The 22685-nt window shown below is 67.1% G+C and carries 16 protein-coding genes; 7 read left to right on the top strand and 9 right to left on the bottom strand.

The features are described from left to right. Positions 1 to 167: 167 nt before the first annotated feature. Positions 168 to 941 (bottom strand): class I SAM-dependent methyltransferase, encoded by a 774-nt coding sequence (locus U5805_RS11220; protein ID WP_322103542.1) that lies wholly within the window; start codon positions 939 to 941, stop codon positions 168 to 170. A 191-nt stretch (positions 942 to 1132) separates the two neighbouring features. On the opposite strand from U5805_RS11220, the gene U5805_RS11215 reads away from it, so the two are divergent. The 3 genes from U5805_RS11215 to U5805_RS11205 all read left to right on the top strand — a co-directional run bounded on the left by U5805_RS11215 (position 1133) and on the right by U5805_RS11205 (position 4858). Next, the gene (locus tag U5805_RS11215; RefSeq protein ID WP_322103541.1) at positions 1133 to 1960 is read left to right on the top strand and encodes a helix-turn-helix transcriptional regulator; all 828 of its coding nucleotides are present in this window, start codon (positions 1133 to 1135) and stop codon (positions 1958 to 1960) included. A gap of 134 nt (positions 1961 to 2094) precedes the next feature. Further along, a complete protein-coding gene (gene argH / locus U5805_RS11210; RefSeq protein ID WP_322103540.1) occupies positions 2095 to 3507 on the top strand; it encodes an argininosuccinate lyase in 1413 nt (470 codons plus the stop codon). Positions 3508 to 3874: 367 nt separating this feature from the next. Next, on the top strand, positions 3875 to 4858 hold the full coding sequence (locus U5805_RS11205; protein ID WP_322103539.1) for a bestrophin family protein: 984 nt from the start codon (positions 3875 to 3877) through the stop codon (positions 4856 to 4858). 95 nt (positions 4859 to 4953) lie between these two features. On the opposite strand, the gene U5805_RS11200 is transcribed toward U5805_RS11205, so the two are convergent. The 5 genes from U5805_RS11200 to apbC all read right to left on the bottom strand — a co-directional run bounded on the left by U5805_RS11200 (position 4954) and on the right by apbC (position 10847). Then, a complete protein-coding gene (locus U5805_RS11200) occupies positions 4954 to 5640 on the bottom strand; it encodes a lysozyme inhibitor LprI family protein (RefSeq protein ID WP_322103538.1) in 687 nt (228 codons plus the stop codon). Positions 5641 to 5657: 17 nt separating this feature from the next. Then, positions 5658 to 7937, bottom strand: a complete 2280-nt coding sequence (locus tag U5805_RS11195) for an arginine/lysine/ornithine decarboxylase (RefSeq protein ID WP_322103537.1) — start codon at positions 7935 to 7937, stop codon at positions 5658 to 5660. 87 nt (positions 7938 to 8024) lie between these two features. Next, positions 8025 to 8594: a dCTP deaminase gene (gene dcd, locus U5805_RS11190; RefSeq protein WP_322103536.1), complete on the bottom strand. Its 570-nt coding sequence runs from the start codon at positions 8592 to 8594 to the stop codon at positions 8025 to 8027. A gap of 190 nt (positions 8595 to 8784) precedes the next feature. Then, positions 8785 to 9261 (bottom strand): superoxide dismutase family protein, encoded by a 477-nt coding sequence (locus U5805_RS11185; RefSeq protein ID WP_322103573.1) that lies wholly within the window; start codon positions 9259 to 9261, stop codon positions 8785 to 8787. 497 nt (positions 9262 to 9758) lie between these two features. Then, positions 9759 to 10847: an iron-sulfur cluster carrier protein ApbC gene (apbC, locus tag U5805_RS11180; protein ID WP_322103535.1), complete on the bottom strand. Its 1089-nt coding sequence runs from the start codon at positions 10845 to 10847 to the stop codon at positions 9759 to 9761. Between the two features lie 349 nt (positions 10848 to 11196). Here apbC and U5805_RS11175 point away from each other — a divergent pair, with 349 nt between their 5' ends. Then, a complete protein-coding gene (locus U5805_RS11175) occupies positions 11197 to 11847 on the top strand; it encodes an OmpA family protein (protein ID WP_322103534.1) in 651 nt (216 codons plus the stop codon). Positions 11848 to 11862: 15 nt separating this feature from the next. On the opposite strand, the gene U5805_RS11170 is transcribed toward U5805_RS11175, so the two are convergent. Continuing rightward, the gene (locus tag U5805_RS11170; RefSeq protein ID WP_322103533.1) at positions 11863 to 12111 is read right to left on the bottom strand and encodes a hypothetical protein; all 249 of its coding nucleotides are present in this window, start codon (positions 12109 to 12111) and stop codon (positions 11863 to 11865) included. Between the two features lie 184 nt (positions 12112 to 12295). Between U5805_RS11170 and metG the strand changes: the two genes are divergently transcribed. Beyond that, a complete protein-coding gene (metG, locus tag U5805_RS11165) occupies positions 12296 to 14446 on the top strand; it encodes a methionine--tRNA ligase (protein ID WP_322103532.1) in 2151 nt (716 codons plus the stop codon). Between the two features lie 117 nt (positions 14447 to 14563). Here metG and U5805_RS11160 read toward each other — a convergent pair whose 3' ends face one another. Together U5805_RS11160 and U5805_RS11155 are read right to left on the bottom strand one after the other, a co-directional pair. Further along, the gene (locus tag U5805_RS11160; protein ID WP_322103531.1) at positions 14564 to 19168 is read right to left on the bottom strand and encodes a translocation/assembly module TamB domain-containing protein; all 4605 of its coding nucleotides are present in this window, start codon (positions 19166 to 19168) and stop codon (positions 14564 to 14566) included. Continuing rightward, positions 19168 to 21027: an autotransporter assembly complex family protein gene (locus U5805_RS11155; RefSeq protein ID WP_322103530.1), complete on the bottom strand. Its 1860-nt coding sequence runs from the start codon at positions 21025 to 21027 to the stop codon at positions 19168 to 19170. Before U5805_RS11155 ends, U5805_RS11160 begins: the two co-directional genes overlap by 1 nt. A gap of 486 nt (positions 21028 to 21513) precedes the next feature. On the opposite strand from U5805_RS11155, the gene U5805_RS11150 reads away from it, so the two are divergent. Together U5805_RS11150 and U5805_RS11145 are read left to right on the top strand one after the other, a co-directional pair. Continuing rightward, complete coding sequence (locus tag U5805_RS11150) at positions 21514 to 21699, top strand: DUF3460 family protein (RefSeq protein WP_322103529.1); 186 nt, start codon at positions 21514 to 21516, stop codon at positions 21697 to 21699. Then, positions 21699 to 22613 carry a ScpA family protein gene (locus tag U5805_RS11145; RefSeq protein WP_322103528.1) on the top strand — a complete coding sequence of 305 codons (915 nt, stop codon included), beginning with the start codon at positions 21699 to 21701 and terminating at the stop codon, positions 22611 to 22613. Before U5805_RS11150 ends, U5805_RS11145 begins: the two co-directional genes overlap by 1 nt. Positions 22614 to 22685 lie beyond the last annotated feature (72 nt).

Genomic DNA, 22685 nt, shown 5'->3' with positions numbered 1-22685 from the left:
GTTGATCGCGCGTCGATTCGCGCTCGTTGACGAAGCAACGGCGTCGTGCTCCAGCGGCACGACGCCGTTTTTTCAAACCGGCATTTAATCAGGACGACCAATCATTTTTCCCGATGTCGATACGGCTCGTCGCGACGCGCCTGCCTTCAGCGCATCCTGGCCGGTCCTCATCCCCGCCGCACGCCCTCGATTCTCAGTGCGTCCAGCTTGAAGGAAAAGTCGTTCTGCACCTCGAAGTATTGGCGCACTTCGTCCGGCGCGCGCTCCCACATCGAGCGGATCGCCGTCACGCGCTCGGGCGGCGTGCGCATGCGCGCGACCCACGAATCGAAATCGAGCGCAATGCGCCAGCGCTCCGTCACCTGCGCGTCGAAGCCGGCTGCATCGAGCATGGCCACCCATTCGTCGGCGCGATAGTCGCGAATATGCGAGGCGTCGCGCAGCAATTCGATCGCCTGAATATGCGTGTCGTAAAGCGGATCGTCGATGCCCGCGATGTCGATGAACTGGATGCGACCGCCCGGCTTGAGCACGCGATGCGCTTCACGGAGCGCGCGCGGCACGTCGCGCCAGTGATGCGCGCTCATGCGCGTCACGGCCCAGTCGAAGCGGGCGTCGGCGAACGGCAGGCTTTCGGCGGCGCCTTGCTGCGTGCGCACCGTCGTCAGGCCGCGCGCCTTCGCGGCCGCTTCGACCGTTTCGAGCATCGGCGCGGCGATGTCGTAGGCGACCACCTCGCGCACGTGCGGCGCCACGGCAAAGCTCGCGTGGCCCGCGCCGCAGCCCATGTCGAGCACTGTCGCGGCGGCGGCGCCGGTCTTGAGCGCCGCGAAGGTCGCGGCGAGATTCTCCAGATCCGCGCCGCTCGCGTGAACCTGGCTCGTGAGATAGGCGGCGGCGGTCGAGCCGAATGCGTCGGCGACCTGATCGTGATGTTTCATCGCATGCTCCTTGTGCGCCGGGTGCGGCGTTCGTGTCGTAGGTCTTGGGTCGTGCGTGGGTCGTGGGGCGTGAGTCGTGGCGGGCGAATCCGCCGCGCCCCGCCGCAGCATCAGCCGCTACAATAGAGGCCCGTTTGTACCGGTACAAGTTAAGCGGTTATTCTGGTATCGCCAGCACCCGTTCACGTCTCATGCGCCACGCACCCGCCACCGCCGAACCCGGCGAGAAAACCCTCGACGCCACGCCCGCGCGCGCGCTCGGCGACTTTATCCGCGCGCATCGCGAACGGCTTTCGCCGCAGGAAGTCGGCTTGCCGCCCGGCCCGCGCCGACGCACGCCGGGGCTGCGCCGCGAGGAAGTCGCGCAACTGTGCGGCGTGAGCCCGACCTGGTACACGTGGATCGAGCAAGGGCGGCCGGTGTCGGCTTCGGCGGACGCGCTCGCGCGCATCGCCGTCGCGCTGCGGCTTTCGCGCGCCGAGCGCGCCTACCTGTTCGAGCTGGCCGCGCAGCGCGACCCGAGCGAGCCCGGCGCCACCGCCGCCGACGCGCCCGCCACGCTGCTGCAAACCGTGCAGCTCGTGAACGCGCCCGCCTACGTGCTCGACCGCCAGTGGACGGCGCTCGCCTGGAACGAACCCGCCGCCGATCTCTTCGCGGGCTGGCTCGACGGCGATCACGACCGCAACCTGCTGCGCTTCACGTTCACGGAGCCGCTCGCGCGCGAATTGATCGTCGATTGGGAAACGCGCGCGCGGCGCCTCGCCGCCGAATTTCGCGCCGATTCGATCCGCCACCTGAGTCATTTGAGCGATGCGCCCACGCGCGCGCTGATCGACTCGCTCGGCGCCGCGAGCGACGACTTCGCGCGTTTCTGGGCGTCGCAGGACGTGTTCGAGCGCGAGGGCGGCCGGCGCGAATTCAATCATCCGCGTCACGGCCATATCGCTTACGACCAGCTAACGCTCAAGCCCGCGCATCGCGAGGACCTCAAGCTCGTCGTGCTCGTGCGGCTCTGATCCGCCGCGCAGCGGCCGCGCCGGGCGCGGATGGTAAAATCGTCAACTTTCTTGCCGCGCCCGCCAGCTCGATCCCGCGCCCATCGGCGCCAACCCGCGCGCGGCCCGCTTTCCATCGCCCACGGCCCATCATCATGACGTCCCAACTGCACAAAAAAGGCGAAGCCTGGTCGGCTCGCTTCTCCGAGCCCATGTCGGAGCTGGTCAAACGCTATACGTCGTCGGTGTTCTTCGACAAGCGTCTCGCGCTCGTCGACATCGAAGGCTCGCTCGCGCACGCGTCGATGCTGGCCGCCCAGAAGATCATCGGCGCCGACGACCTAGCCGCCATCCAGCGCGGCATGGCGCAGATCCGGGGCGAAATCGAGCGCGGCGAGTTCGAATGGAAGCTCGATCTCGAAGACGTGCATCTGAACATCGAAGCTCGCCTGACCGCGCTGATCGGCGACGCGGGCAAGCGCCTGCACACGGGCCGCTCGCGCAACGACCAGGTCGCCACCGACATCCGCCTGTGGCTGCGCGGCGAAATCGACCGCATCGGCGCGCTGCTCGGCGACCTGCGCGGCGCGCTGCTCGACCTCGCGGAGCAGCATTCGGGCACGATCATGCCGGGCTTCACGCACCTGCAAGTCGCGCAGCCCGTCACGTTCGGCCATCATCTGCTCGCCTACGTGGAAATGTTCGCGCGCGACGCCGAGCGCATGGCCGACTGCCGCAAGCGCGTGAACCGCCTGCCGCTCGGCGCGGCGGCGCTCGCGGGCACGAGCTATCCGATCGACCGCTTCGCGGTGGCCAAAACGCTGGGCTTCGACGGCATCTGCGCGAACTCGCTCGACGCCGTTTCGGACCGCGACTTCGCCATCGAATTCACGGCCGCCGCGGCGCTCGTCATGACGCACGTCTCGCGCTTCTCGGAAGAACTCGTGCTGTGGATGAGCCCGCGCGTGGGCTTTATCGACATCGCCGACCGCTTCTGCACCGGCTCGTCGATCATGCCGCAGAAGAAGAACCCCGACGTGCCCGAACTCGCGCGCGGCAAGACCGGCCGCGTGAACGGCCATCTGATGGGCCTGCTCACGCTCATGAAGGGCCAGCCGCTCGCGTACAACAAGGACAACCAGGAAGACAAGGAGCCGCTGTTCGACACCGTCGACACGGTCGCGGACACGCTGCGCATCTTCGCGGAAATGGTCGCCGGCATCACGGTCAAGGAAGCGGCGATGCGCGCGGCCGCGCTGCAAGGTTTTTCGACCGCCACCGATCTCGCCGATTACCTCGTGAAAAAGGGCCTGCCGTTCCGCGACGCGCACGAAGCGGTGGCGCACGCGGTGCGCATCTGCGTGGACCGCAACTGCGATCTCGCCGACCTCACGCTCGACGACATGCGCCGCGAACTGCCGGCGGTCGCGCATCTGCTGGCCGAGGACGTGTTCGACGTGCTCACGCTCGAAGGCTCGGTTTCGGCGCGCAATCATCCGGGCGGCACCGCGCCCGAGCAGGTGCGCGCGGCCATCGCGGCGGCGCGCGCGGCGCTGAAGCAAGCCTGAAGTAAGACCGAAGCAAGACCGAAGCAAGACCGAAAGCAAGACCGAAGTAAGCGCGCCTGGAGCGCGGCGCGGCAGGTTCGCCGCCGTCACACCGCCACGCCTTGCCAAAGTCAAAGGGCGCGCGACGTTTGCCACGTCGCGCGCCCTTTGTGCTGATGGCGACGCCCCCGCGTGCTGTATCCGCCGCAAAATGCCGCATCTGTGCGCCCGCCCATCTCGCGCCATCGCCTACGATCTCGCGCGATACTGACAGGATTATCCTGCCGGCATCCGGTGCCGGGTCGGGTTCGCCGACTCGTCTTGCCTGCGCTGCCGCGCTTTCGCCCAAGCCTTCGCCCTTCGCCCTTCGCTCACGACCGCTCGCCCGATGATCGTCCGCCCCCATCTCCACTGGTTTCGCATGCTGCTGGCATGGCGCGGCTCCGTGCTGCCGCAACTGCTGCCGCGCCTCTTTCTCGTGCTGTGCCTGTCGGTCGTGGCCGTGGCCGCGCACGACCACATCTTCCGGCTGACCGTGAGCCTGAGCACCGCGCCGTTTTCGCTCGTCGGCATCGCGCTCGCGGTGTTTCTCGGCTTTCGCAACAGCGCGAGCTACGACCGCTACTGGGAGGGCCGCAAGCTCTGGGGCGCGCTGCTCAACGACTCGCGCTCGCTCGCGCGCGAGGCGCTCACGCTGCCGCGCGGCGGCGATCAGGGCGATCAAAGTGATCAGGGCGATCAGGACGATGGCGGCGGCCACCAAAGCCGCGCCCTCAACCGCGAGCGCGCGCGCCCGTTCGTGCAGATCCTCATCGCGCTGCCGCACGCGCTGCGTCACCAGCTACGCAGCACCGACCCGCGCGCGGACCTCGAAGCGCGCCTGCCCGCCGCGCTCTGCGAGCGCGTGCTGGCCTCGCACTTTCGCCCCGCCACGCTCATGCTCTGCGCGGCCGAATGGGTGCGGCGCGAAGCGCGCGAAGGCCGCCTCGACGGTTACGCGGTGCTCGCCTTCGAGCGCAATCTCAACAGCATCTCGGACGTGATCGGCGGTTGCGAGCGCATCGTTTCCACGCCGCTGCCGTTCGCCTACACGGTGATGATTCATCGCACCGTGTATTTTTTCTGCGCGCTGCTGCCGTTCGGCCTCGTCGACAGCATCGGCTGGCTCACGCCGATCTTCGCCGTGTTCGTGGCCTACGCGTTCATGGCGCACGAAGCCATCGCCTCGCAGATCGAAGATCCGTTCGGCACCGAGGACAACGATCTCGCGCTCAACCTGCTCTCGGCGAACATCGAGGCCGCGCTGCACGACCTGCTCGGCGAGCCGGTCGCGTTGCCCGCGCGCGCGCCGGAACAGTTCATTCTCGATTGATCGCCGCGTCGGCCCGCGCAAGGCAAAACAGGCGCGAAATCTCGCGCCTGCTTCCTTCAACTTCGACCTCGACATCGGCAAAAGCCGGCTGAAGCTCAGCGATTATTGACCGTTTCCGCCAGCCGCTTGAGCGTGGCGAGCCGCGCGCCGAGCAGGTCGAGCCGCGCGTGATCGTCGATCAGCGGCGTGGTCGCGTCGCGCCAGGCGCGCCAGGCGTATTGCGCGCGCGACACCGTGGGGCGCGCGTGCTTCGGCATGCGCGCGTAAAGCTGACGATAGTAGCGGTTGAGGTCGTAGCTCACGTGCTCGCAGCGCGCGTCGGCGCTGCACGCGCGCACGCGCGGCAATTTGCCCGTATCGTTCGCGACCTCGTTGCGCAGCGCGAGCGCGCGGTCGCGCACCGGTTGCAGCCGCATGTCGGCTTCGTAAAGCTGATACTGGCTGCCGCTCGTGGTCGCGAACGCGGCGCTGAGCATCGCGTCCTCCGCGTCGCGCCACGCCACCCACTTCTGCTGGCTCGAACGCCAGCGCTTTTGCTGCGCCGCCGGCACCTTTGCGAGCAGTTGCGCGAGCGCGGCGTCGGCGGCCGCGCGCCACGCCGTGCGCGAGTCGTCCATGCACTGGATCTGCCCCGCCGTCGACGAACGGTCCGCGCGCGCGAGGCACGTGCGCATGGCCGTGTCGATGGGGTCGGCCGCCGCGACTTCCGCGTGCGCGGCCGGCGCCGCCATCAGCATCATGACCACCGCCATCGCAAACGCGCGCAGACTTCGCACCGTCATACCGCCTGCCCTCCCGCTCAGTTGCGCACGCAATCCACGAAATACTCGATGCGGCCGTTGATCATCTCGCCGACGAGCCCGTGGATATCGGTGTGAAAGCCCGGGAAGCGCTCGTTGAACTCGCGCGCGAACTTGAGGTAGTTCACGATGGTCGTGTTGAAGCGCTCGCCCGGAATCAGGAGCGGAATGCCCGGCGGATACGGGGTCAGCAGGATCGACGTCACGCGGCCCTCGAGTTCGTCGATCGGCACGCGGTCGATCTCGCGGTGCGCGAGCTTCGCGAATGCGTCGGACGGCTTCATCGCCGGCTCCATGTTCGAGAGATACATCTCCGTCGTGAGACGCGCGATGTCATTGGCGCGATAGACGCCATGAATCTGCTGGCACAGGTCGCGCAGCCCCATGCGCTCGTACATCGGATGCTGCGCGACGAATTCGGGCAGCACGCGCCACAGCGGCTGGTTGTTGTCGTAGTCGTCCTTGAACTGCTGGAGCTCGGTGACCATCGAGTTCCAGCGGCCCTTCGTGATGCCGATCGTGAACATGATGAAGAACGAGTACAGCCCGGTCTTTTCGACGATGATGCCGTGCTCGGCGAGGTACTTCGTGACGATCGCGGCCGGAATGCCCGTTTCGCCGAACTCGCCGTCCACGTCCAGACCCGGCGTGACGATGGTCGCCTTGATCGGGTCGAGCATGTTGAAGTTTTCCGCCAGCGCGCCGAAGCCGTGCCAGTGGTCGTTCGGGCGCAGCATCCAGTCGTCGCGCGAGCCGATGCCTTCCTCGGCCAGCTCGTCCGGGCCCCAGACCTGGAAGAACCAGTCGTCGCCGTATTCGGCGTCCACCTTGCGCATGGCGCGGCGGAAATCGAGCGCCTCGGCAATCGACTCTTCCACCAGCGCCGGGCCGCCGGGCGCTTCCATCATCGCCGCGGCCACGTCGCACGACGCGATGATCGCGTACTGCGGCGAGGTGGACGTGTGCATCAGATACGCCTCGTTGAAGCGGTGGCGGTCGAACGCGCTGTCCTCGCTGTCCTGCACGACGATCTGCGAAGCCTGCGAGATGCCGGCCAGCAGCTTGTGCGTGGAGTGCGTGGCGAACACGAGCGCCTTGGTGCGCGGGCGGCCCGCGCCGATCGCGTGCATGTCCTGGTAGAACGCGTGGAATTCGGCGTGCGGCAGCCAGGCTTCGTCGAAATGCAGCGTGTCGAGCATGTCGCCGAGCAGATCCTTGATCATCTCGACGTTGTAGATCACGCCGTCATAGGTGCTCTGCGTGATCGTGAGAATGCGCGGCTTGACGTTCGGGTTCTTCTCGAGCGCCTCGCGCGCGAACGGATTCGCGAGAATCTTCTTGCGGATGTTTTCCGGCTTGAACTCGTCGCGCGGAATCGGCCCGATGATGCCGAAGTTGTTGCGCGTGGGCGTGAGGAACACGGGAATCGCGCCCGTCATGGTGATCGCGTGCAGGATCGACTTGTGGCAGTTGCGGTCCACCAGCACGATGTCGCCGGGCGCGACCGTGGCGTGCCAGACGATCTTGTTGGACGTGGACGTGCCGTTGGTCACGAAGAACACGTGGTCCGCGCTGAAGATGCGCGCCGCGTTGCGCTCCGAAGCCGCGACGGGCCCCGTGTGATCGAGCAGTTGACCCAGTTCCTCGACCGCGTTGCAAACGTCGGCGCGCAGCATGTTCTCGCCGAAGAACTGATGGAACATCTGGCCGAGCGGGTTCTTCAGGAACGCCACGCCGCCCGAATGGCCGGGGCAGTGCCACGAGTACGAACCTTCGTCGGCGTACTTCACGAGTTCCTTGAAGAACGGCGGCGAGAGCGCGTCGAGATACACCTTCGCTTCGCGAATCACGTGGCGCGCAACGAACTCCGGCGTGTCCTCGAACATGTGGATGAAGCCGTGCAGCTCGCGCAGGACGTCGTTGGGCAGATGGCGCGAGGTGCGCGTTTCGCCGTACAGGAAGATCGGGATGTCGGCGTTGCGCTTGCGCACGGCTTCCATGAACGCGCGCAGCGCGACGATCGCGGGCGCGTGCTCGGGCGCCTCGCCGTCCGAACCTTCCACGTAGGGCAGCAGCTCGTCGTCGTCGATCGAAAGAATGAAGCACGCGGCGCGGCTCGACTGCTGCGCGAACGACGTGAGATCGCCGTAGCTCGTCAGCCCGAGGACTTCCGCGCCCTCTTTCTCGATGGCTTCGGCGAGCGCCCGGATGCCGGAACCCGAGATGTTCTCGGAGCGAAAGTCTTCGTCGATGATGACGACGGGAAAGCGAAACTTCATGGGCGAATCTCCAAAAGAAACGACCGCTGCGAATATCGCGCAGCGGTCCCCGTATTTCTTGTCCGGTGATGAGTGCGCGTGCGGGCGTCAGGTCTTCGGCAAGGTCACGCCGTGCTGGCCTTGGTATTTGCCGCCGCGGTCGGCGTAAGACACTTCGCAAATCTCGTCGCTCTCGAAGAACAGCACCTGGGCGACGCCCTCGTTCGCGTAGATTTTGGCAGGCAAAGGTGTCGTATTCGAGAATTCGAGCGTCACGTAGCCTTCCCATTCCGGCTCGAACGGCGTCACGTTGACGATGATGCCGCAGCGCGCGTAGGTGGACTTGCCGAGGCAGACCGTCAGCACGTTGCGCGGAATGCGGAAATATTCGACCGTGCGCGCGAGCGCGAACGAGTTGGGCGGAATGATGCAGACGTCGCCCTTGAAGTCGACGAACGATTTTTCGTCGAAGTTCTTCGGGTCGACGATCGTCGAATTGATGTTCGTGAAGATCTTGAATTCGTCGGCGCAGCGGATGTCGTAGCCGTAGCTCGACGTGCCGTAGCTCACGATCTTGCGGCCGTCTTCCGACGTGCGAACCTGGTCGCGCACGAACGGCTCGATCATCTTCTGTTCCTCGGCCATGCGCCGAATCCACTTGTCGGATTTGATTGCCATGTGTCGCTGCTAACGGGAAAACGGGTCGGAAAAGCAAGCGGGCGCGCGGCCGGCGCTTGCGAAAGGCGCCTATTTTACGCGATGTGGATCGGTGTGCCGGGAACTGTCGCGCGACGTGGCGGGCGGGGCCGCGGAAGGTTGCGGCGCGCGCGAAGCGAAACCGCGAAAACCCGCCGGGCGTGCCCGGCGCTCACTGCGCGCGGATCGGCCCGCAGGCGATGGCGGGGCCCGTGTCGCGCTGCGGGTAGGCGTAGGGGTCGATGGCGTCTCGATGCACGACCACGGCGCGCTGAAGCACCGAGCGCACGCCGTCGAGCGAGACGTCGGGCGCGACGAGAAAGCCGGTGGCCACGCCGTTGGCGTCCGCGTGAATGTTGCCGAGGTCGCCTTCCACGCGCGCGCCGCGCTTGAGGTGCTCGGCGGCGGGCGCGAAAACCGGGCCGGCGCTGGAGGCGTCGGCGGCATAGCAGTCGCCGCGTTCGTGAATCTGCAAGGCGTGATCGCTGTCGGGCGGCAGGCCGGAAAGGTTGTAGCTGACCTGCACGCCGTCGGAATGCTCGACGAACGCCACGCTGCCGCGCACCTGGCTGCCCATCGTGGGTTGCAGTTGCGCGCTCGCGCGCTTGTCCTGCTGACCCATGAAGCTCGTGCAGCCCGCGAGCAGCATCACGCCGGCGAGCGCCGTCACCGCCGCGGCACGCCCAACGGCGCGTGCGGCGTGCAGACTTCCCGCCTGCGAGTCATGTCGCCAGTCGTGTCGTTTATCCATGCGATCCTCTTCCCGGCTCGTGCCCGCCCCGCGCGGCCGCCGACCCGGACCCGATGAAGCCCACATGATACCGCGCACGCGCCGCGCGGCGCGCCTATCTGTCCCCAAGCGGGGCGAGCGGCTTGCGGCGCGCGGGCGGCGCATTCGCCGCGCTCGAGGCAGGGCTTTCGTGCGGGGCGGCTTGCGCGAATCCGGCGGCACGTTCAAGGCACCGCTGCGAGACGCCTTCCGAAACACCGTGGGCGCGGCCTTCGGGCCGCGTCCGGCGCGCCGATTATCGGAGGCAAACGCAGTGGCAATTCGGCGGCAAAACGCAGCGGCAAATTCGGCGGCAAATTCGGCGGCAAAACGCAGCGGCAAATCAGCAGCAGCAAACGTTCCCGCCGCCGACGGCGTCAGGTATTTTGCACGACGATCGTGGGGAATTTCGACGTCATGTCGCGCGCGCGCTCGGCGATCTGGATCGCCACGCGCCGCGCCACGGCGCGATAAATCTCCGCCACGGGGCTGTCCGGCGCGGCCGCGACGGTGGGCTTGCCCGAGTCGGCCTGCTCGCGGATCGCGATGTCGAGCGGCAGGCTGCCGAGCACTTCCACGCCGTACTCTTTCGCCATGCGCTCGCCGCCGCCCGCGCCGAACACGTGCTCGGCGTGACCGCAATGCGAGCAAATATGCACGGCCATGTTCTCCACGATGCCGAGAATGGGAATGCCCACCTTCTCGAACATCTTGAGGCCTTTTTTGGCGTCGAGCAGCGCGATGTCCTGCGGCGTGGTGACGATCACGGCGCCCGTCACCGGCACGCGCTGCGAGAGCGTGAGCTGGATGTCGCCGGTTCCCGGCGGCATGTCGACGACGAGATAATCCAGCTCGCGCCAGTTGGTCTGGCGCAGCAACTGCTCGAGCGCGGACGTGGCCATCGGCCCGCGCCACACCATCGGGTTGTCCTGCTCGATGAGAAAGCCGATCGAGTTGGCCTGCACGCCGTGCCCTTCGAGCGGGTTCATCGACTGGCCGTCGGGCGACTCGGGGCGGCCGGCGATCCCGAGCATCATCGGCAGCGACGGGCCGTAGATATCGGCGTCCAGAATGCCGACCGAAGCGCCTTCGGCCGCCAGCGCGAGCGCGAGGTTCACGGCGGTCGTGCTCTTGCCCACGCCGCCTTTGCCCGACGCCACGGCCACGATGTTTTTGACGTTAGGCAAGAGTTTCACGCCGCGCTGGACCGTGTGCGCCGCGATCTCGCTTTTCACCGCGACGCGGCTTGCCGCCACGCCCGGCACGGCGGCAAGCGCCGCCTCGACCTGCGCGCGCACGGCTTCGAACTGGCTTTTCGCCGGATAACCGAGCACGATTTCGACGCCGACCGTATCGCCGTCGATCGTGACATGGCGCACGCCCTTGGCCGCCGCGTAAGGCCGGCCCGTATTCGGATCTGTCAAGGCCGCGAGCGCGGCATCGACCAAAGCCCGATCTATGCTCATTGAGACTCCGTGGGGAAAATGCCAGCGGCGCGCGGCGCTGCGGAAAAGGGCAGACGGTCGCGCTAACGCCGGAAATCGAAAGAAATTGTTAAGCTGGATTGCGTAAATGGGTCCGGCAAGGCACGCTTTGCGCGCAGCTGCCTTGGCCGGGCCGCTCGGGAGAACCGCGCGGCGCCGCCATCGGCTGTCAAGGCGCACGCCGCACGATTCATGCTGACGGAATCATGCTTCACGCCGTCATTGTAGTAGCTGCCGCCGCGCGCCGTTCGAAGACCCTGAAGCCGGTCGGCACAAATCGGAGCGTCTTCGGTCTGCGCAGCAGTCCGTTCCACTCAAGAGAGGAAAGCAAATGAACACAAGAATCCTGACTCGTCTGTCCGTCTTCGCCGTTGCCGGCGCACTCGTCGCCGGCTGCGCCACGCAGCAGGGCACCAACACGGCCGTCGGCACGGGCGTGGGCGCCGGCACCGGCGCCGCGCTCGGCGCGATCTTCGGCGGCGGCAAGGGCGCGGCGATCGGCGCAGGCGCCGGCGCGCTGGTCGGCGGCATCACCGGCTACAACTGGCAAGCCATCCATAACAAGCTTTCGGGCGCCACCAAGGGCACGGGCACGCAGATCACCGAGCAGCCGGACGGCTCGCTCAAGCTCAACATCCCGAGCAACGTGACCTTCGATACCAACAGCTACGCGATCAAGCCGTCGTTCGCGCCGGTGCTCGACCAGGTCGCGCAGACGCTTCAGCAGAACCCCGAAGTGGTCGCGCAGGTGGTCGGCCATACGGACAACACGGGCCAGCCCGCGTACAACCAGACGCTGTCGGTCAATCGCGCGCAAAGCGTCGTGAACTACCTGGCGTCGCGCGGCATCCCGATGCAGCGTCTTGCCGCCGAAGGCCGCGGCGACACCCAGCCGATCGCCGACAACAGCACGGAAGCCGGCCGCGCCGCGAACCGCCGCGTGGAAATCTACCTGCGCGCGACGGCACAGCACGCGCAATAAGCGCGCACGCAAGCGTCAGGCAAGTTCGACGAGGAAGGCGCCCAAATCGCGAAAATTCGGCGCCGGATCGGCGGCAAAGGCCTTGCGGGCGGGCGGCGCGAACGTGCAGGAATGCGCCAACGTGCCGCCTCTCGCGGGCTTGCGAAAGAATCGAAAAATTTTTCGAACTCTCCCGAAACGCCGCTGTCTGTCTTTACGGTACGTGGCTGGCGATGCCGCCGCGGCACCATTCTCCTCTTGTCGTTGTTGCTCCGGGGCCATCATCTTGCCCCGGTTTTTTTTGCCCGCCGTTTGTGCGATGCAGCATGCCGATCACGCGGCGCGCGCGTCGCGATGCTTCGTTCGTGCCGAATCCTCCGGCCCGCGCGCATCGGGCAGCCGGGCGAGCGCGCAGGCGCCCTGCTAAAATCGCGCTTTCGATCTCCCGCATCACCGGAACCCCCACTCTATGTCAGCACCCGCAACCGACCTCGTTGCCGCCGGCGCGTCTGCCGTCAACAGCGGCCGCCGCCAGGTTCTCGTCACGTCTGCCCTGCCCTATGCCAACGGGCAGATCCACATCGGCCATCTGGTCGAGTACATCCAGACGGACATCTGGGTTCGCGCGCTGCGAATGCACGGCCACGAAGTCTATTACGTGGGCGCCGACGACACGCACGGCACGCCCGTCATGCTGCGCGCGGAGAAGGAAGGTCTCACGCCGCAGCAGTTGATCGCGCGCGTCTGGCAGGAGCACAAGCGCGACTTCGACAGCTTCGGCATCTCGTTCGACAACTACTATTCGACCGATTCCGACGAAAACCGCGTGCTCTCCGAGTCCGTGTATCTGGCATTGAAGGAAGCCGGGTTCATCGAAACGCGCGACATCGAGCAGGCCTACGATCCGGTCAAGAACATGTTCCTGCCGGACCGCTTCATCAAGGGCGAGTGCCCGAAGTGCGGCGCGAAGGACCAGTACGGCGACAGTTGCGAAGTGTGCGGCTCGACTTACGCGCCCACCGACCTGAAAAATCCGTACTCGGTGGTCTCGGGCGCGACGCCCATCCGCAAGACCTCCACGCACTATTTCTTCAAGCTCTCCGACCCGCGCTGCGAGCAGTTCCTGCGCGGCTGGGTGGCCGGCCTCGCGCAGCCCGAGGCGACCAACAAGATGCGCGAATGGCTCGGCGAATCGGGCGAATCGAAGCTCGCCGACTGGGACATCTCGCGCGACGCGCCGTACTTCGGCTTCGAGATTCCGGGCGCGCCCGGCAAGTACTTCTACGTGTGGCTCGACGCGCCCGTGGGCTACTACGCGAGCTTCAAGAACCTCTGCGAGAAGCGCGGCATCGACTTCGACGCATGGGTGAAGCCCGGCGCGAAGACGGAGCAGTATCACTTCATCGGCAAGGACATCCTGTATTTCCACACGCTGTTCTGGCCGGCGATGCTCGAATTTTCGGGCCATCGCACGCCCACCAACGTGTTCGCGCACGGCTTCCTGACCGTGGACGGCGCGAAGATGTCGAAGTCGCGCGGCACCTTCATCACGGCCGAAAGCTACGTGAGCACGGGCCTGAACCCCGAATGGCTGCGCTACTACTTCGCGGCCAAGCTCAACAGCACGATGGAAGACCTCGACCTCAACCTCGAGGACTTCCAGGCGCGCGTGAACAGCGATCTGGTGGGCAAGTACATCAACATCGCGAGCCGCGCGGCGGGCTTCCTCATCAAGCGCTTCGAGGGCCGCGTGCAGGACAGCGCGATGAAGCATCCGCTGCTGGAGCAGTTGCGCGCCGCGATTGCGCAAATCGCCGCGCACTACGAGGCCCGCGAGTACAGCCGCGCGCTGCGCACGACGATGGAACTCGCCGACGCCGTGAACGGTTATGTGGATGCGGCCAAGCCGTGGGAACAGGCGAAAGACCCGGCCAACGCCGTGGCGTTGCACGAAACCTGTAGCGTGAGCCTCGAAGCGTTCCGCCTGCTCTCGCTCGCGCTCAAGCCGGTGCTGCCGCAGCTTGCGCAAGGCGTCGAGGAATTCCTCGCGATCGAGCCGCTCACGTGGGCCGACGCGAACCACGCCATTTCGTCGCAACGCCCGATCAACGCGTACAAGCACTTGATGACGCGCGTCGATCCGAAACAGATCGACGCGCTGCTGGCCGCGAACCGCGACTCGCTGCAAGCGACCGCCGAAGCGCCGGCCGCCGCGGCCGATGCGAAGTCCAAGGGCGCGAAGGAAGCGAAAAAGGCGGCCGCGGCCGAAGAAACGCCCGGCGTGATCTCCATCGACGATTTCGCGAAGATCGACCTGCGCATCGCGCTGATCGTCGACTGCAACGTGGTCGAAGGCTCGGACAAGCTGCTGCAACTCACGCTCGACGTGGGCGAGGAAAAGACGCGCAACGTGTTCTCGGGCATCCGCTCGGCGTATCGGCCCGAAGACCTCAAGGGCAAGCTCACGGTCATGGTCGCGAACCTCGCGCCGCGCAAGATGAAGTTCGGCATGTCGGAAGGCATGGTGCTCGCGGCATCGTCGAAAGACGAAAAGGCCGAGCCGGGCCTCTACATTCTCGAACCGCACAGCGGCGCGAAGCCCGGCATGCGCGTGCGCTGAGTTTCAACGCCGCGCAGCGGCAAGAAAAAGCACACCTTGGGCGTCGGCCCAGGTGTGCTTTTTTTTCGTCGGGCGCTTTCCTCGCGCGCGGCGAAAGCGGCGAAAGCGGCGAGAGCGCTACCAGCGAATGCGGTCGAAGCGCCGCGTATAGAGAATGTCGGCGCCGTAGAACGTGCCGCCGTAGGTCACGAGCGACCAGTAGCGCGTGAGGTTGACGGTCGCCTTGACCGCGTTCGACGCCGATTGCAAGCCCTGCTCGTAACCGATCACGAGCCGCTGGTTGATCGCCTTCGCGATCATCACCACCTCGGGGTCGGTGAGGCCGACCTCGCTGCGCCCGATCGAGAATTCGTCGAGCCCGATGCTCTGCGCGATGCGCTTGCCGCTCGCGCTGCCGAGCAACGCGAGCGCCGTCGTCATCGCGCTCTGCTGACCCACGTTGTTGCCCTGGTCGGTGCCGTGGCCGAACAGCAGCCAGGAGAGCTTTTCGTTGTCGGGCACGTTCGGCTCGGAAACGAGCTTGGCCACGGGCGCCTGCACCGTGCCCGTCACCTGCACGCCCGCCTCCACCTGCTGGTTGCGCCGCATCGCCAGAATGTTGATGCCCGGATTGCCCACCGGGCCGTTGAACGTGAAGAAGCCGTTCTCGATCCCGAGCTTGGTGCCGAACGCCGTGTACGACGAGCCTTCGGTCACGCGCACGTTGCCCACGGCGCGCAGCGGCACGTCGGGGGCGCTGGTCGCCGTGATCGTGCCGGCCAGGCCGAGATCGGCGCCCTGGCCGCGGAAGCGGAAGTCGCGGCCAAGATTGATGTCGATGTTGGCGCGCGGGGCGAAGCGCGGCGCGGGCTTGGTGGACGCCGTTTCCTCGATCGGCGGCTTGCCGCCCGTGGTCGTGCCGTCGGGGCGCACGATCACCACGTCGTCGCCGAGCGAGGGCGCGGGCGATTCCGGCATGTCGAACAGCGCGTGATCGACGGTGAACTTGCCGTCGATCATCATGCCGCCCAGCTTGCCGCCGTTGGCGATGCTCGCGCTGCCCGAAAGCGAGAGCTTGCGATCGGGCGACGCGAACAGCTCCAGCTTGTCCGCGACGATGCTCGCCGTGAGGTCGGGCTCGTCGTTGTCGAGCCGCACGCGGCCCGTCGCGCGCAGCGTGCCGCTCGTCGCGCCGTGGAATTCGACCTGCTGGAAATCGACAAGATTCTGCGAGAGCGCGATACGGATCACGCCGTCCTTCAACTCCACGCCCTGGTCCACCACCGTGGCCGACAAGCCGTCGCCGGTCAGCGAACCGGTCACGTTGGGCTTCGCGACCGTGCCGCCCAGCGCGAGATTGAGCGCGATATGGCCGTCGAGCAGATAGCTCGGACCGAGCAGGCCGCCCGTGGTGCGCAGCGACGGCACGTTGGCCTTGATCGTGCCGCCGAGCGGCGATTCGTCGGTGACCGTGAGCATGCCGTCGCGCGGCACGAGCGCCGTGCTGGCGTTCACGTCGAGCACGCCCACGCGGCTCGCCTTCGCATGCGCCGCGAGCGTGAGGCGATTGCCGCCGCTGAAGTCCGCGCGCGCGTTGAGATCGGCGATGCCGAGCGAGGCGAGACCGCGGCCGATTTCCGTGGTGACGTCGCCCGAGCGGCGCTTGATCTGCGCGTAGCCGCTCGCGCTCTGGCCGAGCGAGAAGTTCCAGTCGCCGTCGAAAACGAGGTCGGTGCGCAGCGTGGACGGCTCGCCGGTGAACTGCTGGCGCAACTGCATGAGGCGCGCGAGCGACACGTTGGTGAGCGTGCCCGCCGACTGGATGCGGCCATGATCGAGATCGAACGACTTGAGGTCGAGCACGGCGCCCTCGGCCGTGATGCGCGTGGCGCCGAGCGTGACCTTGCCCGCGCCCGCGCTCACCTTCACGGGCGCCTGGAGCTTCAAGTCGGGCGCGCCGCGATTTTCGAGCTGCGTGACGGTGCCGTCCCAGCGCGAGCCGTCGCGCGTTTGCACGAGACCGCCGCTTGCGGCCACGGCGAAATCGACGGGCTGGTTCTGCACCTTGCCCTTCGCGTTCGCGGTGAGCGTGTGCTTCGCTCGCGTGCCGTTCAGGCGCGCGCTGAGCGTGGCGATGTCGAGGCCCGCGACGGCAATGCCGCTCGCGTCCGTGTTGAAGGCGAGCGCGCCGTTCGCGCCGTCGCGCGCGAGCGCATGACCTTCGGCGTGGCCCACGCGGTTTTCGCCGAACGCGACCTGATCGGCCTTGTAGTCGAGTTCGACATCGGGATGCGCGAACGTGCCGGTCAAGTCGCCGTTCGCCGCGAGCTGCCCCGCCACGCCGAAGCCGAGCCGGTCGAGCTGCGGCGCGTCGACGCGAAACCGCAGCCGGTCGCCGGGCGCGCCGAAGCTGCCTTGCAGATCGACCGCGTTGCCCGCCACGGACAGGTTCGCGCGGCTCGGCAGAAGGCGCGAGCCGGCGAGCTGGATCAGCCCCTGGCCCGTGAGCGGCAGATCGTCGTAGACGCTCGGGCCAAGCCTGAATTCGGCCTTGGTCGTGAACGCGGGTGCGAGCACGCCGCTCGCGCTGAGCGTGCCGTTGACGCGCGCCTCGATGCGGCGAGCGGGCGCGGTTTTCGCCTTCGCGGAAGCGTTGGCCGGTTTCGCGGCGGGCGCCGGCGCGGACGGCTTCGCCTCGGTCTGCTGCGCGGTTTCGACATGCTTTTGCACCTGCGCCCGCTCGCCCGTTTGCGCGGGATTGAGCGCCGGGTTCAGCGCCGGATTGAGCGCGAGATTGCGTTGGGGATTGAGCGCGTCGCTCGCCGCCGCCGACGCCGTGTTCGCGCGCGGCGCGGATGTTGAGGCGGCTGTTGGGGCGGATTTTGGCGCGGCCTTCCACGTCGTCTTTGGCGTGGTCTTTTTCTCGACCTTCTGCGAGGCGAGCGAAAGCGGGTCGAAATTCGTCAGCACCGCTTTGAGCGAATACGTGGAATTCGCGTCGTGCTTGAGCGCGCCCGAGAGATCGACGCGGCCCGCGCCCGAACTCACGCGCACGTCGTTGAACGACAGCCGCGCCGGGTCTTGCGTGAGCTTGCCCTGCACGCGCAGCGCGGCCTTCGGATCGGCGAGATCGAGCGTGACGCTCTGCACGTCGCCGTTCAGCCGCACGCCGATCGGTCCCGCGAACTGCGTCGCGCGCACGCTCGACTCGATCGCGTTGAGATCGAGCCCGGCCACGCGCAGGTCGAAGCGGCCGTTGCGCCCGCTGATCGTGCCGCCGCCCGTCACCGTGGCATTCTTGACGAGCCGCACGGCAAGCTTCGGAATGCGCTGCGTCTTCGCGTCGAGCACGACGTCGGCGTGCGCGTCGATCAGCGGCAACAGCTTTTCGTCGATGCTGCCGGGCTTCGCGTTGACGATCGAAACATTGCCCGCGACCGTGAAGCCCGCCGCGTCGCCGTGCGCCTTAGCCGACGATGCCGATGCCGATGCCGATGTCGATGCCGATGTCGATGCCGATGAGCGCGAAGCCGCCGAGGTTGTCGAAGCCGCCGAAGCCGCCGAAGCCGTCGAAGCCATCGAAGCCGCCATCGAAGCCGCCACCGAAGCCGCCGGCGCAGCCAGCGAAGCCGAGGCGCCCGAAGCCGCGGCCGCGAGCGCCGCCTGCACGCCCGCCGCGCCGCCCGGCACCGGCTGCAACTGCGCGCGCACGGCGAGATCGGCGAACGGCGCGCCCGGCGCGAACGCCTGCGGATTGACGTGATCGAAAGCGAGCGTCGCGCGCTGCAACGGCACAGCCGCGAACGGCGTCGCCTCCACGTGCGCGCGGCCCGCGAGCTTCATGCCGCTCGCCTCGATATCGGCCGTGAGCGCTTCGAGCGAACCGCCGAGCGTGCCGTTCACCTGCACGTCCTCGCCGTTGACCTTGCCCGTATAGCCGAGGTCGCCCGCCAGCGCGAACGGCCGCGCGCCGTCGAGCTTCGCATGCGCGCTCACGGCGCCGAACGGCGTGTCGAGCCGCTCCACGGCGGCTTCGTGATGCCGCCCGTCGCTGCGGCCGTGGAACAGCAGCCGCGAAAACTCCGTCACGGCAGCGCCTTGATGCAGCGTGAGCTTGTCCACCTGCAAGTCGCGAATCTCGAGTCCGAGCGGCAGTTGCAGATTGTCGGGCAGCGCGAGCGGCTTCGAGGACGGCGAATTCGACGGCACGATGCGCGCGTCGATATCGCCGACATGCAGGTAATCGACGACGAAACGCCACGGCGCGCGCCCGTAGCCTTGCAGCCGCCATTGGCCGCTCGCGCGATCGACCTTGATCGTGGTGCCGTCGGGGCCGCGCCAGACCACGTTGGAAAGGCGCACGCCGCGGGCCAGCGCGCCGCCTTCGAGCGTGCCCGCGAGCCTGCCGTCGAGCAGCTTCACGGCCGCGCGCCACGCGTAGGCCGTGCCGCGCTCGGTCGTGAGCGCGCCATAAAGCAGGCCGCCCGCGAGCACGACGATCAGCACCAGCGCGGCCACGATCCACGCGAACGCCTTGACGCGCGCGTGACGGCGGCGCGGCGGCGGCGGCTTGCCGTCGCTGCCGTCGCTGCCGTCGCTGCCGTCGCGCCCGTCGTGATTGCCGTGATTGCCGCGATCGCGGTCATCGCCGCCGGAACCGCCGCGCGCCGGTTCCGGCGGCACGGCGCGCGCGAGCGCCCACGAAAGCGGCAAGACGAAACGAAGCAAGGCGCGCGTGCCCATCAGAAAGCGATCCCGAGGGTCAGATACGGCCGCACGCTACGGTTGCGGAACCCATAGGCGAGGTCGACATTGACGGGACCGACGGGGCTGCGCCAGCGCGCGCCGATGCCCGCGCCCGGATCGAACTGCTTTTCGCCCCAGGTGTCGGTGGCGGTGCCCACGTCGAAGAACGCCGCGCCGCCCCAGTCGTGCGTGAACCAGTGCTGATATTCGGCCGACCCGGTGACGAGATACTTGGTCGGCAAGATCGAGCCGTAGACGTTGTTGCCGATGCTCTCGAAGCCGTAGCCGCGCACCGAGTTCGAGCCGCCCGCGCGAAACAGCAGCGAAGCGGGAATCCCGGAGGACGAGCCGCTCGTGAACACGCCGCCCAGTTCGGCGCGAAACAGCATGAGGTTGTCATGGCCGATCGGCAGATATTGCTGGCCGCGCGCGTAGCCGCGCACGAAGGTTTGATCGGAGCCCACGCCCTGCACGCCGAAGCCCGCTTCCACGCGAATCAGGTTGCCCGAGCGCGGAAAGAGCGGATCGTCGACGTTGCGGCGCGTCCACGACCACGAGGGCACGAGCGCATGCGCGCGCGTCGCGCCGCCCACGTTCTGCGTGATGCGGTCGTCGTAGAACATCAGCGAGTAGGCGTAGTCGATGTTCTGCGAGGTGCGCGTGCGCTGCACGCCCACGCGCGCGCTGTAGATCGTGGTGTCGGACACGTCGGTGGTCGTGTACGAGGCGAGCACGCTGTTGGTCCACGCGCGCGGGCCCGGCGGCATCGACAACTGCACCTGGCCGTATTTCTGGATCTGGTCGACGCGGCCTTGCATCTGGAACGGCCACGCCTTGCCGAAGGTGTCGAGGTAGGTGTAGCCGCCCTGGACATGCGCGCCGGTATCGGTCGAATAACCCACGCCGCCGCGGAAATTGTTGTACGGGTATTCGCTCACCTTCACGTGCAGAGGCGTTTCGGTCGGCTTTTGCGTGTTGTCGTCCACGTCGATGGCCACGCTCGCGTAGTACGGCGTGTTCTGCAACTGGCGCTGGAACTCGGTCACGCGGCTCACGTCGTAAATCTCGCCTTCGGTGAGCGGATTCACGTTGTCGACGATCCACGCGGGATAGCGGCGCGTGCCCGAAACGTCGAGCTTGCCGATCGTGAAGGTCGGGCCGCTGTCGAAGGTTACGGAAAGTTGCGCGTCGTGCCTGAGCGGATCGACACGCGCCTCCGAGCGCGCGATTTTCGCGCCGAGATAACGGCGCGACTGGAGCGAGCGCAGCGCGGCGCTCTTGGCATCGTCCCAGCCCGATTGCGTGAAGGCGTCGCCTTCGTGCAGGGAAAACGCGAAGCGCGCGGCGTTTTCCTGCGCATGATCTTCGGTGAGCACGGGACCGCGGAACGTGAGCTTGACCGACGAAATGCGGGTGCGCGCGCCGGCGTCCACGCTCACTTTCACGCGCCGCTTGCCGTCGACGGTTTGCACGTCGGTACGCACGACCGGCGAGAAAAAGCCGTCCGTCGCGGCCAGGTCGCGCACCTGCTGCGGCGTTGCGGTGACGAGAAACTCGAACTGGTCTTCGCTCACGTCGGCGCGTGTGGAAAAGCGCGCGATGTCAAGATGCGCTTGCAGCAGCTTGCGCAATTCGCGCGGCTCGGCCTCGATCTCCACGTCGTAGTAGCGCTTGGCATGCGACCACGGCAGGAGGCTCGACAGGTCCGCGCGCGCGGGCGTGGCGGCGAAAAGGCCGACGCTCAGGGCCATCGCCAGCGTGACGGCGCGCCGCCCCGCGATGCCGGCAGGGCGCGCGGGCGCCGCCTGCGAGATACGCCGCCGTGCGCGCAACGCTTCGATCACCCATCCCGCCAAACAAGACCTCCGGCCGTCATAGAACTGGTTTGCGCGGTCGCGCCTCGCGAAAAACGGGCGGCATCGACATCGCGCAACGAGAACGCCAGGGCGCGCCAGGGCACGCACACGCGCAAACGCGATATTTCACCACATCATCGCGCGAATACCCCAGGAGGCTGCGCAAATCCGGCGCGAATCGGTGCCGGCAAAGGGCACGCGCAACGCGCGGCGCTGCCGCTTCGTCATGGCGATGTCATGCCGCCGAAACCACGGCGTAAGCCGTTGGCGGCGGCGGAGGGCAAATCGGCGCGCCGAAGCCGGCGGTGCCTGCGGTGCCGCTGGGCCGCCCGTCGCAACAAACCCGAACGCCCCGGCGTTGCCTTGCGGTAAAATTACCGCCGACAGAATTAGCGGCAGGGCCCGATCAGGCGCCCCGTCCAACTAAACGCTCACTAAAACGCTCACTAGCGTCTAACCAAGCGGCAGTCAGCCCGGAAGCCAGCCATGTACCAGTCGGACATCACCCAGTTCATCGCCCAGCTCAAGCAGCAAAAACCGCAACTCGAGGAGCAGCAACGCAAGGGCCGCTCGCTCCTGTGGGACAAGCAGCCGATCGACCTCGACGAGCGCGAGCGCCAGCAGGCGTCGCGCGTGAAGCAAACGCCTTACGTCTACTACCAGAACTTCTGATGGCCGAGGCCGACGGGGCCGGCGCGCCGCCGCACGGCGAGCACGCGGCCAGTCACGGGAATCACGCGGCCGGGCAGGCGCCCGGCGAGGCGCTGACCGCTCCCGCCACCGACTCCACGCCCGACACGATCGACGGCGTCGCGTTCGCGCGCCTCTACGGCGAGCCGCTTTTCAAGCTGCCGCAGGATCTCTATATCCCGCCGGACGCGCTCGAAGTCTTTCTCGAGACCTTCGAAGGGCCGCTCGACCTGCTGCTGTACCTGATCCGCAAGCAGAACTTCAACGTCCTCGACATTCCGATGGCCGAGGTCACGAACCAGTATCTCGGCTACGTCGAGCAACTGCGCAAGACCAATCTCGAACTCGCCGCCGAATATCTGCTGATGGCTGCCATGCTGATCGAGATCAAGTCGCGCATGCTGCTGCCCGTGAAAAAGGCCGACACGGGCGAGGAAGCCGAAGACCCGCGCGCCGAACTCGTGCGCCGCCTGCTCGAATACGAGCAGATGAAGCTGGCCGCGCAACGCCTCGACCAATTGCCGCAGCTCGGCCGCGACTTCCTGCGCGCCGAGGTCTATATCGAGCAGAGCATCACCCCGCGCTTCCCCGACGTGGACAGCCTCGACCTGCGCGCCGCGTGGGCCGACGTCATCAAGCGCGCGAAACTGGTTCAGCATCACAAGATTTCGCGCGAGGAATTGTCGGTGCGCGAACACATGAGCACGATCCTGCGCCGGCTCCAGGGCGAGCGCTTCATGGAGTTTTCGGAGCTGTTCGACGTCACGCGCGGCGTGCCCGTCGTGGTGGTGAACTTCATCGCCATGCTGGAGCTGTCGCGCGAATCGCTGATCGAAATCACCCAGGCCGAGCCGTTCGCGCCGATCTACGTGCGGCTCGCCTATCTGCCGGCCTGAGCGTCGTTCGCGCCGCCCGCCGGTGCCGGCCTTTGCCTGGCATTGCCTCGTTCCGGCTACTAACCGGTGCCA

The organism is Paraburkholderia sp. J41 (genome assembly GCF_905220235.1).
Lineage (GTDB): Bacteria > Pseudomonadota > Gammaproteobacteria > Burkholderiales > Burkholderiaceae > Paraburkholderia.
This window is presented reverse-complemented; position numbering and strand designations above follow the sequence as displayed.